Source organism: Comamonas sp. HJ-2 (genome assembly GCF_053615495.1).
Window position 1 is genome coordinate 159186 of record NZ_JBSIFD010000005.1, and the last position, 13485, is coordinate 172670.

General features: G+C 58.8%; 16 protein-coding genes. 13 read left to right on the forward strand and 3 right to left on the reverse strand.

Annotated elements, in window-relative coordinates:
- Nucleotides 1–42: 42 nt before the first annotated feature.
- The 11 genes from ACWGXF_RS06575 (at nt 43) to ACWGXF_RS06625 (ending at nt 8283) form a co-directional block, all read left to right on the forward strand.
- A complete protein-coding gene (locus ACWGXF_RS06575; protein WP_003062872.1) occupies nt 43–447 on the forward strand; it encodes a hypothetical protein in 405 nt (134 codons plus the stop codon).
- Between the two features lie 84 nt (nt 448–531).
- Nucleotides 532–1173, forward strand: coding sequence for an FABP family protein (locus tag ACWGXF_RS06580; RefSeq protein WP_039050622.1), 642 nt, complete (start codon nt 532–534; stop codon nt 1171–1173).
- Nucleotides 1173–1388: a Rha family transcriptional regulator gene (locus tag ACWGXF_RS06585; protein WP_370466699.1), complete on the forward strand. Its 216-nt coding sequence runs from the start codon at nt 1173–1175 to the stop codon at nt 1386–1388. The genes ACWGXF_RS06580 and ACWGXF_RS06585 overlap by 1 nt, the downstream gene beginning before the upstream one ends.
- 439 nt (nt 1389–1827) lie before the next feature.
- Complete coding sequence (locus ACWGXF_RS06590) at nt 1828–2274, forward strand: universal stress protein (RefSeq protein WP_003062865.1); 447 nt, start codon at nt 1828–1830, stop codon at nt 2272–2274.
- 195 nt (nt 2275–2469) lie between these two features.
- The gene (locus ACWGXF_RS06595) at nt 2470–3948 is read left to right on the forward strand and encodes an amidohydrolase family protein (protein WP_452101774.1); all 1479 of its coding nucleotides are present in this window, start codon (nt 2470–2472) and stop codon (nt 3946–3948) included.
- Nucleotides 3949–3957: 9 nt separating this feature from the next.
- On the forward strand, nt 3958–4719 hold the full coding sequence (locus ACWGXF_RS06600) for a porin family protein (protein WP_003062860.1): 762 nt from the start codon (nt 3958–3960) through the stop codon (nt 4717–4719).
- A 358-nt stretch (nt 4720–5077) separates the two neighbouring features.
- Nucleotides 5078–5938, forward strand: coding sequence for a hypothetical protein (locus ACWGXF_RS06605; protein ID WP_256630776.1), 861 nt, complete (start codon nt 5078–5080; stop codon nt 5936–5938).
- 512 nt (nt 5939–6450) lie between these two features.
- Nucleotides 6451–6648 (forward strand): hypothetical protein, encoded by a 198-nt coding sequence (locus ACWGXF_RS06610; RefSeq protein WP_034389723.1) that lies wholly within the window; start codon nt 6451–6453, stop codon nt 6646–6648.
- A gap of 68 nt (nt 6649–6716) precedes the next feature.
- The gene (locus tag ACWGXF_RS06615; protein WP_012838823.1) at nt 6717–7064 is read left to right on the forward strand and encodes a PRC-barrel domain-containing protein; all 348 of its coding nucleotides are present in this window, start codon (nt 6717–6719) and stop codon (nt 7062–7064) included.
- A gap of 523 nt (nt 7065–7587) precedes the next feature.
- Nucleotides 7588–7839: a hypothetical protein gene (locus ACWGXF_RS06620; protein ID WP_167599004.1), complete on the forward strand. Its 252-nt coding sequence runs from the start codon at nt 7588–7590 to the stop codon at nt 7837–7839.
- A gap of 249 nt (nt 7840–8088) precedes the next feature.
- Entirely contained in the window at nt 8089–8283 is a 195-nt protein-coding gene (locus ACWGXF_RS06625) for a hypothetical protein (RefSeq protein ID WP_003053971.1), read from the forward strand.
- Nucleotides 8284–8622: 339 nt separating this feature from the next.
- Here ACWGXF_RS06625 and ACWGXF_RS06630 read toward each other — a convergent pair whose 3' ends face one another.
- Complete coding sequence (locus ACWGXF_RS06630; RefSeq protein WP_034389780.1) at nt 8623–9003, reverse strand: cupin domain-containing protein; 381 nt, start codon at nt 9001–9003, stop codon at nt 8623–8625.
- Nucleotides 9004–9576: 573 nt separating this feature from the next.
- Complete coding sequence (locus ACWGXF_RS06635; RefSeq protein ID WP_087866464.1) at nt 9577–9822, reverse strand: putative hemolysin; 246 nt, start codon at nt 9820–9822, stop codon at nt 9577–9579.
- Nucleotides 9823–10142: 320 nt separating this feature from the next.
- On the opposite strand from ACWGXF_RS06635, the gene ACWGXF_RS06640 reads away from it, so the two are divergent.
- Nucleotides 10143–11360 carry a GGDEF domain-containing protein gene (locus ACWGXF_RS06640; RefSeq protein WP_452101775.1) on the forward strand — a complete coding sequence of 406 codons (1218 nt, stop codon included), beginning with the start codon at nt 10143–10145 and terminating at the stop codon, nt 11358–11360.
- Between the two features lie 150 nt (nt 11361–11510).
- Nucleotides 11511–12290, forward strand: coding sequence for a YoaK family protein (locus tag ACWGXF_RS06645; RefSeq protein WP_012838828.1), 780 nt, complete (start codon nt 11511–11513; stop codon nt 12288–12290).
- Between the two features lie 14 nt (nt 12291–12304).
- On the opposite strand, the gene ACWGXF_RS06650 is transcribed toward ACWGXF_RS06645, so the two are convergent.
- Nucleotides 12305–13471: a diguanylate cyclase gene (locus ACWGXF_RS06650; protein ID WP_034389727.1), complete on the reverse strand. Its 1167-nt coding sequence runs from the start codon at nt 13469–13471 to the stop codon at nt 12305–12307.
- Nucleotides 13472–13485 lie beyond the last annotated feature (14 nt).

A 13485-nucleotide genomic window follows, 5' to 3' on the forward strand; every position in this document is an offset into this window, starting at 1 on the left:
CGCCAGGAGCGCCATCCTGTCCAACACATTCAGGAGAGTTGCATGACCCGCTTCCAACCGATGCTTGCAACTGCTGCCCTGCTCAGTCTCATGACACTACATCTCAGCAGCAGCTCCATGGCACAGGCCGCCTTTACAACCCCGGGCGGCTACACCAACTCCTACAGCGGCCAGATCACGGGCAACGGCATCGTGCAATACGGGCTCGAAACGCGGCCCTTCCAGCGCATGACCGTCACGCTCAATACCAACAACCCCTCCAGCCAGATGAACGTCTTCAAGGACGGCTCTGCCCAGCCCCTATGCCAAGGCTCGGCCAACAACAACATCTGCACCTTTCGCATCGAACGTGGTGCCAGCTATCGCGTGCTGATCTTCCTCACGCGTGAAGCCGCCCAGCGCGGCGAAAGTGCACGCTTTACGCTCACCACCGAAGAAAGCACCTGACAGCTTGACTGCCGTCAAGAAGCCCTCAGTCCATGGCTTGTAAACTGGCTTCAACAGATTCAAAGTGAAAGCCCGTTACACGATATGGAAAACTTTCCCAAAGACATCTACACCGAGCCCACGCCCGATGTGAATACCCTGGCCAACCTTGGCCCCCTCACCGGCATGGCCGGCATCTGGACCGGCAAGCGCGGCCTGGACATCAACCCCAAGGCTGACGGCCCCGAAAAGCAGGCCTTTATCGAGCACATGGAGTGCCAGCCCATCGATGCGCAAACCAACGGGCCACAGCTCTTCTATGGCCTGCGCTACCACACACGCATCGTCAAGCCCGACGATGTGGAAACCTTTCACGACCAGGTCGGTTACTGGCTGTGGGAGCCTGCCACCGGCAACATCATCCAGACCCTGACCATCCCGCGCGGACAGACCGCCATGGCCACGGGCAAGACCACGGCCGACGCCACCAGCTTCACCCTCAGGGCCGAGCGCGGCTCCACCGTCAACGGCATCTCCAGCAACCCGTTTCTGGAGCACGCCTTCAGAACCGACGCCTATACCATCACCATCACCAAGCACTCGGACGGCACCTGGTCGTACGAGCAGGAAACCACGCTGACCATCCCCGGCCAGAGCGAACCTTTTGCCCATACCGACCGCAACACCTTGCACAAGATTGGCGAGCCCACGCCCAACCCAACGGCAAGGGCCGCAGTTGAAATCTGATTAGCACTCTCAAAAGACTCCACGCCCCGGCCGAATTCACTGGGTCCGCAGGGCGCACACTCCCCGATTACCGCATCGTCCGCGATGGCCTTACGCTGCTGACCATGGCCCTTACAGGCAAGAAAGCGCTTGCCTTCAAACCGGCTTATATAGATGCCTTTCAGCGCATGGAGGCCGTTCGCAGCAGGCTGCCGGCATTCGGCGCATGGAGCTGACCTTCAATCTGGTCACGAAGGCTGAGGCGCAAGTGCACCGCACTGCGTTCATGACCTTGATACAGGGCGATGCCGATAGATGAGCGCACCGCAGCCACCTGCCGAACCTGAATTACGGTCGCCCACCCTGCGTCATATACAGCCGATTGTGACCGAGCTGAGGCAGGCCTCCTTTGACAGCCTGCCGACCGACAACAGCCGCAGAGCAGGCTGCGCAAGACCTTCGGATAGTCTGCTTTTGATAGCTTCCAACGCTTTATGGATAAGGGCTTGAGGCGGCTTTTACCTGCAACCTCATGAATTTGATTTCCATCAAGAAACCGTCTGAATACTCATTTCAAGGTGTTGCATTAGCAGCCCTGGAGTGTGAGTATGAGTTCGGTGATCGATCGAATTGATTTGGCAACAAGACGCGCACCTATGCGCAAGGAGGCTGGATATGTTCAAGCACATTTTGATTCCTACGGACGGCTCTAAGCTCTCTGAGGCCGCGCTGCGCGCGGGCATACAACTGGCTAAGGAACAAGGCGCACAGGTGACGGCGCTGTATGTGATGCCGGATTACGCAGCCATGATTTACGGAGCCGAGGCGCTGATCGCCTACAACTCTGCAGAGTTCGACAAGAGCGCCCAGAAGGAAGCAGATCAGGTGTTGCAAGCTGCCCTGGACATTGCCAAGACCGAGGGCGTGGCCTGCCAGACGGTGCGGGTCACGAATATCTCCATCAATCAGGCCATCATCAAGCAGGCGCAGGAGGGTAACTGCGATCTGATCTGCATGGCATCACACGGCCGCAAGGGCATTGCCGGCATTTTGCTGGGCAGCGAGACCCAGCGCGTACTGGTCAACAGCAGCATTCCGGTTCTGGTACACCGCCCGGTTTAAGCATGCTCGACTGCAGCGCAGCCACTTCCCGGCCGCTCTCATAATGCAAGCAACGCCCCATCGCCCTCGTGCGGTGGGGCGCTTTTTCATGGCCGATCGTCGTGTAGCATCGGTGCATCAAATTGTGAGCCTTTGGTCCCATTTGTCACGCCGGCAGCGGCGTCTCTTGTTCATTTTGAAAAAAGGGAAAAGCAGATGAGTCACGCAATCGCAACCGATGCCGGCCTGGCGTGGCAGACCGGCCCGATTCGCCCGAGAGCCTGCACCTGCGGCAGCGTGGTGTGCCAGTTGCTGCATGAGCGGGTGATGAGCGATATGTCGCGCCGCATGTTTGTGGGCGGGGTGGCGGCCATGATGGCGCCATTTGTGACCCTGCATGCTGCCGAGACAGGCGCGGGCGGGGCGGCCAGGCCGGCCGACCGCCCCGTGTTGCTGACCAATCTGCGCCTGTTTGACGGCACGGGCAAGTCGGTGCGCCAAGGCGTGCAGGTGCTGATCCAGGGCAAGCTGATTGCCGCCCTGCCCTCTGCCGGCGAGAAGGTGGAAGGTGCGCAAGTGATCGACTGCCAGGGCAAGCTGGTGATGCCGGGCATGATCGACACGCACTGGCACACCATGCTGGCAGCCATTCCGCAGATGACGGCCATGACGGCAGATCTGGGCTATCTGTATATCTCCGCCGCGCAGGAGGCGCAGCGCACGCTGATGCGCGGCTTTACCTCGGTGCGGGACGCGGGCGGCCCCGCCTTTGCGCTCAAGCGCGCGATCGACGAGGGCATGGTCCCGGGCCCGCGCATCTATCCCAGCGGGGCGATGATTTCTCAGACCTCGGGCCATGGCGACTTCCGCCTTCGCAGTGATATTCCGCGTGCAGCGAACGAGCCGCTGAGCATGGTGGAGCAAACCGGCGTGGCCATGATTGCGGATGGCGAGACCGAGGTTCTGCGCCGCGTGCGCGAGCAGTTGATGCTGGGGGCATCGCAAATCAAGATGCTGGCAGGCGGCGGCGTGGCATCGCTGTACGACCCGCTGGACAGCACCCAGTTCACCGAGAAGGAGTTGCGCGCCGGCGTGGAGGCCGCCGCAGACTGGAACACCTATGTGATGTCGCATGTTTACACCCCCAAAGGCATCAAGCGGGCCATCAAGGCGGGCGTAAAGAGCATCGAACACGGCCAGTTGGCCGACGAGGAAAGCGCGCGCATGATGCGCGACGAGGGCGTGTGGTGGAGCCTGCAGCCGTTTCTGCAGGACGAGGACGCCAACCCCTACACCGATGCAGTGCGCCGCGAGAGCCAGTCGCGCGTGGCCCAGGGCACGGTGCGCGCCTATGAGATGGCGCAGAAGTACGGCATCAAGACGGGCTGGGGCACGGACATTCTGTTCAGTCCCAAGGGCACGGTCACACAGGGCAAGCAACTGGCCAAGCTGACGCGCTTTTACGACCCCATGACGCTGCTGAAGCAGGCCACGGGCACCAACGGCGAACTGCTGGCCCTGTCGGGCGAGCGCAACCCCTATCCCCAGCCGCTGGGCCGCATAGCCCCTGGCGCATCTGCCGATCTTCTGGTGGCCGATGGCGACCCGACGGTGAATCTGGACTTCCTGAGTAACCCGGAACAGAACCTGCGCCTGATCATGAAGGATGGCAAGGTTTACAAGAACACGCTGTAAGAGAGACAAATGACCCAGCACATCAACACCACTCCGGGTATGGCAGCGGCGGCGCTGGCCGTGAGCCTGCTGGCAGGCACGCCGGCCTGGGCACAGGACAAGACGGCAGCCGATGCATGGCGCTTTCAGCTCACGCCCTATGTATGGATGACGGGGCTGGACGGCAGCGTCCGCCCGTTCAGAGGAGCACCAACGGTGAGCGTGAACAAATCGTTCTCGGACATTCTGGAGGACCTGGACGCTGCAGCCTTTGTGAACGGCACGGCACGCAAGGGACAATATGTGCTGCAGGGAGATTTCAGCTACGCCGCTACATCGGACAAGGCTGCCTTACCCTTAGGCCTGAGCGCAAATGCCAAGATTCGCCAGACCTCGCTGACGATGACCGGCGGGCACAACTGGATGCTGAGTCCGCAGTCGAGCGTTGACCTGATGGCGGGCCTGCGCCTATGGCAGATCAAGGCCGAAGTGAGTGTGCCAGGAGTGGGTTCAGCGCAGTCCAACACCTCATTCGTCGACCCGGTGGTCGCCGCACGCTGGCGCTACGATATTGCGCCGCGCTGGTCCACCTTGGTGTATGCCGATATGGGTGGGCTGGATGTGGGCTCGAAGTTCACCTGGCAGGTGCACGGCTCGGTGAACTACCAAGTCAAGGAAAACATCTTTGTGTCCGTGGGCTACCGCCACCTGAGCGTGGACTACCGTGACGACGGCAAGCGACTGGACTTCAGCCAGAGCGGCCCGATCGTCGGAGCGACGTTCAGGTTTTGATCACCACCAGCGGATAGCCAACACCCAGCCCCTCAGACCTGCGGCTGCAACGCCGCATGCAGCAATGGCATAGGCGATGGCAATCGCTGCGGGCGAACCAGGCTGCACCAGGCCCTCTATAGCACTGGACTACCTGGTGCGTGATCTCGCTCGGTTTCAGCGCATGGAGTCTCCTCAACCACCGGGGAGTCAGAGCCTGAAAACGCGCTCGAAGCACCACTACAGGACAAACCAGGGACGTGCGCACTCATTGCTGCAGCCTGCCTTTCCTTGCCCCATCAGCCGCCCGCGCCAGACGACAATGTCAAAGCAGCACCAACTGACCAAAACAAGAAATCCGACAGGCCACAAGACATTAATGAACCGCACCGAATTTCTGCAACAGCCCGAAGTCATTGGCTTTACCGACTGGCTTGCAGCCACACTCCCCCAGCGACAGATTCAGTTGAACATTCGCTCTTCCAGCTACGTGCCCAAGGGCTTGATGGCCACCACCCGTTTTGCCGATCTGGTACCTCACCACTACCGCTGGCGGGCGACTGGCCTGGCAACGGGCGACTGGGCCGAGTCGTGCATCAAGACAAGCGCTCTTTCTGCCAAGCTGCGCGCTGCCGTGCAGGCCAACGATGCGACAGCCACCCTGGCCGCCTGTAGCGATGTGCTGGACTGGGGCGGCGAGCGCAACCCCAAGGAAGGCGCGCGGCCCTTTCTTGTGGGCCTTGGCACTAATATCAGCCACTACATTGCCCAGACCCACCAGGAAATGGCGCTTGGCTCGGCCAGCCTGCGCACCGGCTTTCCGACAGTGCGGCTCATGAACTCCATGCTCACCAAGGTGCACGCCTTTTATTCGGCCGAAGGCTTGCCCATCTATGACTCACGGGTCAGCGCCGCGGCGGCTGCACTGGTGGAGTTCTGGCGCCGCAGCAGCGGCAGGCCCCACCTGCCCGATACACTGAGCTTCCCGCTGGCCGGCGGCAGCCAGAAGCCCCAGCACAAACTGGCTTGCCTGTTTGACCAGCCACCGACGCCGGGCACCCTGCTCTACACCAGCCAAAGCACGCCCCAGCGCTGGGCTGGCGCCAAGGTGCGGCTGGCCTGGGTAATGGCCGAGACCCTGCGCAAGACCCCCAGCCTGTTTTCAGGCCAGCCTGATCGCATGCGGGCCATGGAAGCTTCACTCTTCATGGTGGGCTACGACCTGAACTGCCTGGCCTGAACAAAACAGCCCCTGCCAACCAGTCGTTGCAGGGGCTTTTCTCCGCATCCAGGCATTTAGGTCAGATAGGCCTCCAGCGCTTATCCATCAAACGCCGGAAGCTATCAAAACGGCTAGCTCTGGAAAAAGCCAATGGGCCTGTCGAATGCGGACAAGGGCAAAACGGCAAGACTGGCGGAATCACGGCAACGCCCTTCACCAAGGCATAAGGCCGGCCGGTGTACACGCTTCAGGGTACTGCGGTTGGAGCGACTTGCATCGGGGAGGCAGCGATCGCAACCCTGAGTGAGCCCAGAACCCAGCACGTTCTGCTGCGCATCTGGATGAATACTGTGAGGAATATCGAGAGTTCCGCCTCAAACGTAAACCAAATGCTACGTAATGGCCGTGAATTCACAAAATTCAGCGTTGCGCCACGTTCTCCTACAGAAGGGTTTTCCATGACTCGGCGACCATGCACCCACAGCAAGCCAACCCGGTTTGCTGGTCACCAACCTGAAGGAGTGAAGGACATGACGCAACAAGCGAACCAGCAGCACAACCCCAGCCAACAGGACAAGCAGCAACAGCAGCAGCAAAACCCTGGGCAACGCCAACCAGGCCAGAACACCAGCCAACCCGGCCAGCAGCAACAGCAAACCCCAGGACAGCAGAAGACCCCTGCTCAGCAACAGCAGCCCGGGCAACAGCACAAAACGCCCCAGCAGTGAATGTGAGCGCCTCAGCGCTGGCCCACCTTGCCAGCGTTGTTCTGTACCACGCAAAGAAAGGAGCAGGAATGCAACCAGCCTCACCTGTCATCTCATCCGATCGTGTCAACGGCACCAACGTCTACAACCCCAACGGCGACAAACTGGGGGCTATCGACTCACTGATGATCGACAAGCTCACCGGCAAGATTCGATATGCAGTGATGCAGTTTGGCGGCTTCCTGGGCATCGGCTCAGATCTCTACCCACTGCCGTGGGATAGCCTCAAATACGAACCCAGCCAAGGCGGGTACGTGGTTTCCGTCACCAAGGAACGGCTTGAAAACGCCCCTCGCTACGAGGGAGGCACATTGCCTGAATACACCGACGACTACGGCCGCCGTGTTTATGACCACTACGGTGTGCCCTTTGTCTAACCCCGGCACGCAACCACACATGCGCTAGTGCCCAAACTCAAGAAGAACCGCAGGCCGGTCGGCGCCGGCCACCAACCAGTTGGAGTTCAGCCCACCTCGCGGTCGGCTTTTTTTTGCGCGGAGATTTTCAAATGTAGCCTCCTGGCCCCGCGGGCCTTAAGCGCGACCTCTCCCCGCAGGGTCAAGCGGGGCCATCTGGTGTGATGGTTCCCGGTACAAGGTATTGCTCAAAATCGAGGCCTGAAATACGCTTTACCAATACCGTGGTGCACAAGCCGTGAGCTGCGGTCTGAGCGGTCACACCAGATGGTGATGATATCCATTGCTTTCTGCCGAGCCTGAGGTTCTCTACCCTCCCTCTGCTTCCCCAGGCACGCCGCAAGGCATCGGCCTTTACACGCAAGCCCACCAGCCAACGCCGGTGGGCTTTTTCTTTGCCGGTAGACGCTCAGTGCAGCCACACAACACACGAGGTCGATGTCTGTTGACGCGCTGTACAGGGGAAATTTAAACTACTGTACAAATGAACAGCACTGATAAAAATAACAGTAAAATTCAAGGCAACAGCTTGCTGCGCCAGAGCGCGAAGCGCATTCACTCCACCATACCTTTGTTGGTTTCACCGGCTCTCAAGAGCGCTGGTCTTTTTTATCCGACCCCGCCCATCCAGCGGGCCTGCTTCTCGCCAAAAGGAGACTCCATGCTGTACAGCACCGTTCCTCAACCCGTTGATGAAGACCTCGTGCAGCGCCTGCGCGAGAAGGGAGGCCTGTGAAATGGCCACACATCCCCACCGCCCTGCTCGCGCTGCTCCTGACAGTCCTGCTCTTGATCGCCCCGGCCTTGGAACAAAGCTACTGACCGCCGCGCAATGGGGCCTCAGCCTCCTGGGGATCGTTTGCCTCATCGGCGTGGCGGTCGTCATTGCCACCACCCCGGAAGCCTGGCCGCTGTGAACGGTCGACCTCATCGATTTTGATAACCACAGGCGTTTTCCTGACAAGCGCCAGACCGGAGAAATATCATGGAAAAGATCATCGAATCCCTGATCCTCGTCGCCGCCATCTTCATGGGCGTACTGTGGCTTGCCACCCCCAACGCCCAGGCAGACGAACCCACCACCCTCACCAAATCCGTGCGCGACGAGTTCGCCTGCCCGGGCATGCACGCCGAATGGCTGGACGCCCACACCGTCCAGTGCCTGCGTGAAAAGCCCTGATCTACCGTCCCGCTGCCCCCGCGAACAGCCCATGCCCCATCGACACCGTACGGCAACGGCAACAGCTACAGCACCACCACAGCCAACACAGCCGGCTGCTGCCTGCTATGGAAAGCAAGGCTGCTAGTTCAATCCAGACGATGCCATCAGCTGCAGCACACTTTCAAATGCAGATAGGGCGGGCGCAACGCAATCGCCAATTCAGAAGCTCGGAAGCGCCCGCCAAGCAGACAAAAGCCCGCAAGGTTCCAGACCTAGCAGGCTTTTTTGCCAAGTGGTTGGCATGTACTACCGCTACCTCAATCTGCTATGGCAAGCCCGCAAGCACTTGCGCGAGCGTTACTCGGAAGGTTTTGCGTAGACCTCTGCACTCAGCACCTCAAGGCCGACAAAGGGTTCAGTCCCTTCGACCCAGGCATCGTGACCGGGTGGGATGGCGTAGGACTCGCCTGCGCTGAGCATTTTCTGAGAGCCGTCCTGCATTTGAACGGTGAGCTTTCCCGAAACGACGTGCCCCACATGCGAGAGCTGGCAGTATTCAGTCTTCACCACGGGCTTGATGCATTCGGACCAGCGCCATCCGGGCTCAAAGTTGAACCGTCCAATCGTGTAGCCCTGAAGCTTTACGAGCTCCACGCGAGTTTTGCTAGGTGTGCGAAGTTCATCAGGCTCGCTGTGTGACCTGACTTCTAGCTTCTCAACGCTGACTGGAGTGGCCATGATTTTCTCCTTCATAAGAGCTGCACCTCGAGCCCCCAAGGAATTCTTCAGGTATAGCTGGTGAGCCGAAGGACAGATGAAAAAACTTATCACTACGTCATTCGCATGGCATTGCCAGGAGCACTTATCAGTTACCAATTGCTGCATGCGGCACGGCACTGTCTGCGCCGCCCAATTCACGGCTGACAGCAAAAAGCATGCTTTGACATACGGGGTGCCTACGCGGCCCATCTAAAGCGCCACAAGTTCGCACAGATTTTTCAGATTTGCATACAGCAAGCAGATCGAATGCAGCTGCAGCAAGAACGGCATGACTTCTTTGCGCAGCCCCAAAACGGCGCAGTGCTGACTGTTTTGGGCGCAGCCAATGCCTTAGCCATTGGTAAAGCTGGCTGAACTGTCCAGACCCCGCCCACCCAGCCTACGCCATATGGGCTTTTTTGTCTGCCATTCACGGAGGCACGATGGGTCGCGCCGCCCCCTTGGCCTCAGCGAGGTACATGCCCGAGTCATCCGCCGTGCACCAAGAACCTACTAGCACTTGAGCCCGCTGATGTTAGGACTACGGCTCGGTTACTTTGCAGGGTGGTCGCGGCGGAACAGCTCCCACTCGTCGATTTCCGTGCCGTTGGGCAGCACGCAGATGCCGCGCTCTCCGGCAGTGGTCTTCTCGATGCGGGCCTTGCCGCCCAGCTGGGCGCAGTACACCGATGCGGGGTTGGCCATGCCGATCACAGGTGCAGCGGACTGAGGTTGGGCGCAACCGCTGATGGCCAGTGCAGAAAGTACTGCGCTGGTGGTTCCAAGTGCTTTTTTCATGGGCTCAATGTAGCAAATGCCGCCTTTTTCATTGAGCCGCAAAAAATCCTGACTCACATCAATCTCTCGTTTCCTTCATACATATGGGCTAAGGGTTGGCACCGACGATGTTGGCGGCACTCTGTCAGCCAATGTCACTTTTAGTTATTTCACCTCCAAAAGAGGAAAAGTGAACTGTCAGAAATCGCAAGAAGTTGTTAATTTGTGATCCGGAAGATGAGCGGCTGACACATTAATGGCCGCCTTGGCATTTAGATTTGACTAGAGATATGGCCAGTCTGGCCTGTCTGTTGGTGATCACTAGCAGAAGGGCTGTGTGTATGCATACGAGCAACGACCACATCTTTGTGTTGATGCCATCTCTGTCCCTGCTCTTCCTGGCCGGCCTGCTGGGAGTGTGCTGGGCGACCCAGCCCAAGCAACGCTTTCTACTCTGGCTGTGCGCCTCTTTCCTGCTAACCGCAATGTCCATCAGCATTCGCAGCGTGCTGAAGTTTGAAGTCCTCAATCACTATGTGGTTCTCGTCAACGCTCTGTTTCTGGCGGGAGCTTGGTGTTTTTCCAAGAGCTTTTCAGAGCGTCGGTGCGTACCCACATATCCGCTTGCAGCCCTTGTCTTGTGTGCCGCGACGCTGGCCTCGCTCTACTATTTCGCCAACGTGGCACAGAACCAGGTGGGTAGACTGCACACATTCGGTATAGGCGTAGCTCTGATGCTCTTGCTGCCAGTGCCGGCAGTTCTCAAACGAGGCCTCGCCAACGACTGGCTGGATAGGATTTTGCTGTGGTCCTATATGTTTTATGCCGTCTTTACCATGCTGCGCCCGACGCTGGTCGCGACTTTCGCGCATAACGGTCTCGGCGATGCCATGGATGCCAACTCAACCTATTGGCTGACAACGCTGATGAGTATTTTGCTTTTTGCATTGCTCTTCACGGTTTTAGTCTGTGCAGTCACCATCAGGGACACAGTCCGTCAACTGCGCACTGAACGCGACCTGGATGCTCTGACCCAGATACTGAATCGCCGCGCATTCAGTGAAGCCGCACAGCATCGCCTGGCCGACCAGCGCCTGTATCCCATGGCGCTTCTGGCCAGCGATATTGATCATTTCAAACGCATCAACGACAACTGGGGGCATGACAAAGGTGACGAGGTCTTGCAGCTTGTCGCCAGAGCGATGCAGCACAATGTGCGCAGCAATGATCTGGTTGCCCGCTTCGGCGGTGAAGAGTTTATGGTTCTGCTGACAAAGATCGATTTGCAAGGTGCCGAGCAAGTCGCCAAGCGCATTGGCCTGGAGTTGAGAAATGACCAGGAGCTATTGCCGAAAGGGCCAGCCCTGACGCTGAGCTTTGGCATCACTTCAATCAGCAATGCCGACCAGCTTGAAGGTGCACTGAGGCAAGCCGACCAGTTGCTGTACAGCGCCAAAAATGCTGGCCGAGACCGCGTTCATGTGGAAGGCCGCACTTACCCAGACATCAGCTTTGAACACACCTTACCGGCAGACCACCCCATGGCATTGCTGATGTAAGCCGGTGAATTCGCTGACCCATGCCATCACGCACCAGGCAGCTCACGTATCCAAGTTGGCCCACAATGATTCCTGCATGGTCGCTGGCAAACCAATTTGCCAGCATTGATGCACCCCGTCATGGGTGCACTTTTGTCAGTGGAATCCTTGATGCGCAGACTTCGCCATCTCACCAACCGGCATCGCACGCCGTCCACCAATGTCGCCCTGGGTCTGCTGCTGGCCTTTAACGCAGGCGCGGTCAACGCTGGCGGCTTTCTTGTGCTGCGGATGTATACCTCGCACATGACGGGCTTTGCCTCTCAACTGGCTGACGGCCTGGTGCTTGAGAACGCCAAGCTGCTGCTGAATGCGCTTGGTGCCATCATCGCCTTTACAACAGGCGCGGCCGTCTGCGCGTTGCTGGTGAACTGGGGGCGCAAACGCCATCTGTACAGCGTCTATGCCCTGCCGCTGATGCTGGAGGCCGTCATGCTGATTGCCTTCGGCCTGATGGGCACAGTCACCTTGACCTGGAACACTCCCTTCGCAGTGCCGCTGACCGTTCTGCTGCTGTCCTTCATGATGGGTTTGCAGAATGCCGTAGGTTCCAAGACATCCGGCGGCAGCACTCGCACCACGCACATGACCGGCAATTTCACGGATCTGGGCATGGAACTGGGCAAGATGTTCTTCTGGAAGCGCCACGCCAACGCCGGCCTTCAACTGTCGCCCCTGGTTCGGCATGACTGGCGCCGTATGAAGGTGTCCGCAGGGCTGATCTTGATGTTTGTGCTGGGCGGCATTACCGGTGCACTGGGCTTCAAGCATATCGGCTTCATCTGCGTGGTTCCGCTGGCCGCTCTTTTGCTTGTACTGTCCGTGCCGCCATTTATGCGCGATGCAGCACAGTCCGCCGAGCGGCCGTCACTCTTCAGCAAGAAGAGCTGAGTGCATCCGGTATCTCACGCCGCTGCCGCGACGTCCCCGGGTCCATGCACGACGACCTGATCGCGCCCAAGCTCCTTGGCCTTGTAGAGTTGCTGATCAGCCCTCATTAGGGCTTCGCGCAGATCGCTGCCGAATGGACTGACAACGACACCCATGCTCAAGGTCACGCGCTGACCATCGGGCAATGGCGCAATGATCTCGACCGCTCCGGCACGAATACGCTGCGCCACACGTTGTGCAGTCTCAATGTCGGCATGGGTCAACAGCAGCACAAATTCTTCGCCTCCAAAGCGAGCCACCAGGTCGGTTCCACGGACACTTGCCTGTATGACTTCCGCGACGGCCTTGAGTACTCCGTCTCCATATTCGTGCCCCCAGTTGTCGTTGACCCGCTTGAAGTGATCCAGATCCGCCACCACGATGGAAAGCGGTTGCGCTTTTCGATCCCGGGCCAGCGGGTCTGCAAGCTCCCAGAAGCCGCGACGATTCAACACGCGAGTCAGCATGTCGTGATTGCGCTCGTCTCTGAGTGTGGCCATTGCATCCCTCATCGAAACGATGAGCATGAGGCCCGAGAACACCAGGCTGAACAATAGCGAGCCCAGCATGGTGACCAACCAGTAAATGGAGCTGAGCATGTCCTGAAGCTCAGTGAATCCCAGAAACAGCACCATGATGGGCCTGAGCACTGTATAGATCGCAAAGGCCCCATATGACCTGTAAAGCAGCTTTTCCAGCCCGTCACGTCTGACTTTTTTTAGCGCAATGGCAGGAAACGGTATGAAGTGAATGATGCCAAGCCCTGTGTTCAGCCAGAGCACGCGCGCAGCAATGTTGTCCTGCACGATGCTGTACTCGTAAAGAGCAGCAACCACGATGATCGATACCAGGGCCGAGATCTTGGGATATGAGGAGACGGAAAACTTTTGAGCGACGCCCCAGGTACAGAGCCAGGCACCAAACAGATAAATGGGCCCGGTGTAAACAGCCCACCGAACCAGTTGTCCGTGAGGTGTCAAGCACTGCCAACCCAAGGCAAGCCCCGTAAGTGTCAACCCACAAGCCGTCGAGAGCAGAAACACTGAGCGGCGCTGTGCAAGCCAGCAAAAAGCCATGAGTGCGCCCAGTGCCGTTATGCATACCGGCGCGACCAACAAGTACAGCTGCAAATTGCTAGGCATGAATCAGCCGATCA

Excerpts from the sequence above, each read along its gene's own strand:
- ACWGXF_RS06625 (WP_003053971.1), top strand. The coding sequence starts at position 8,089 with ATGGAAAAGATCATCGAATCCCTGATCCTCGTCGCCGCCATCTTCATG.
- ACWGXF_RS06615 (WP_012838823.1), top strand. The coding sequence starts at position 6,717 with ATGCAACCAGCCTCACCTGTCATCTCATCCGATCGTGTCAACGGCACC.
- ACWGXF_RS06650 (WP_034389727.1), bottom strand. The coding sequence starts at position 13,471 with ATGCCTAGCAATTTGCAGCTGTACTTGTTGGTCGCGCCGGTATGCATA.
- ACWGXF_RS06630 (WP_034389780.1), bottom strand. The coding sequence starts at position 9,003 with ATGGCCACTCCAGTCAGCGTTGAGAAGCTAGAAGTCAGGTCACACAGC.
- ACWGXF_RS06605 (WP_256630776.1), top strand. The coding sequence starts at position 5,078 with ATGAACCGCACCGAATTTCTGCAACAGCCCGAAGTCATTGGCTTTACC.
- ACWGXF_RS06635 (WP_087866464.1), bottom strand. The coding sequence starts at position 9,822 with ATGAAAAAAGCACTTGGAACCACCAGCGCAGTACTTTCTGCACTGGCC.
- ACWGXF_RS06580 (WP_039050622.1), top strand. The coding sequence starts at position 532 with ATGGAAAACTTTCCCAAAGACATCTACACCGAGCCCACGCCCGATGTG.
- ACWGXF_RS06645 (WP_012838828.1), top strand. The coding sequence starts at position 11,511 with ATGCGCAGACTTCGCCATCTCACCAACCGGCATCGCACGCCGTCCACC.
- ACWGXF_RS06620 (WP_167599004.1), top strand. The coding sequence starts at position 7,588 with ATGAACAGCACTGATAAAAATAACAGTAAAATTCAAGGCAACAGCTTG.
- ACWGXF_RS06575 (WP_003062872.1), top strand. The coding sequence starts at position 43 with ATGACCCGCTTCCAACCGATGCTTGCAACTGCTGCCCTGCTCAGTCTC.
- ACWGXF_RS06610 (WP_034389723.1), top strand. The coding sequence starts at position 6,451 with ATGACGCAACAAGCGAACCAGCAGCACAACCCCAGCCAACAGGACAAG.
- ACWGXF_RS06640 (WP_452101775.1), top strand. The coding sequence starts at position 10,143 with ATGCATACGAGCAACGACCACATCTTTGTGTTGATGCCATCTCTGTCC.
- ACWGXF_RS06590 (WP_003062865.1), top strand. The coding sequence starts at position 1,828 with ATGTTCAAGCACATTTTGATTCCTACGGACGGCTCTAAGCTCTCTGAG.
- ACWGXF_RS06600 (WP_003062860.1), top strand. The coding sequence starts at position 3,958 with ATGACCCAGCACATCAACACCACTCCGGGTATGGCAGCGGCGGCGCTG.
- ACWGXF_RS06595 (WP_452101774.1), top strand. The coding sequence starts at position 2,470 with ATGAGTCACGCAATCGCAACCGATGCCGGCCTGGCGTGGCAGACCGGC.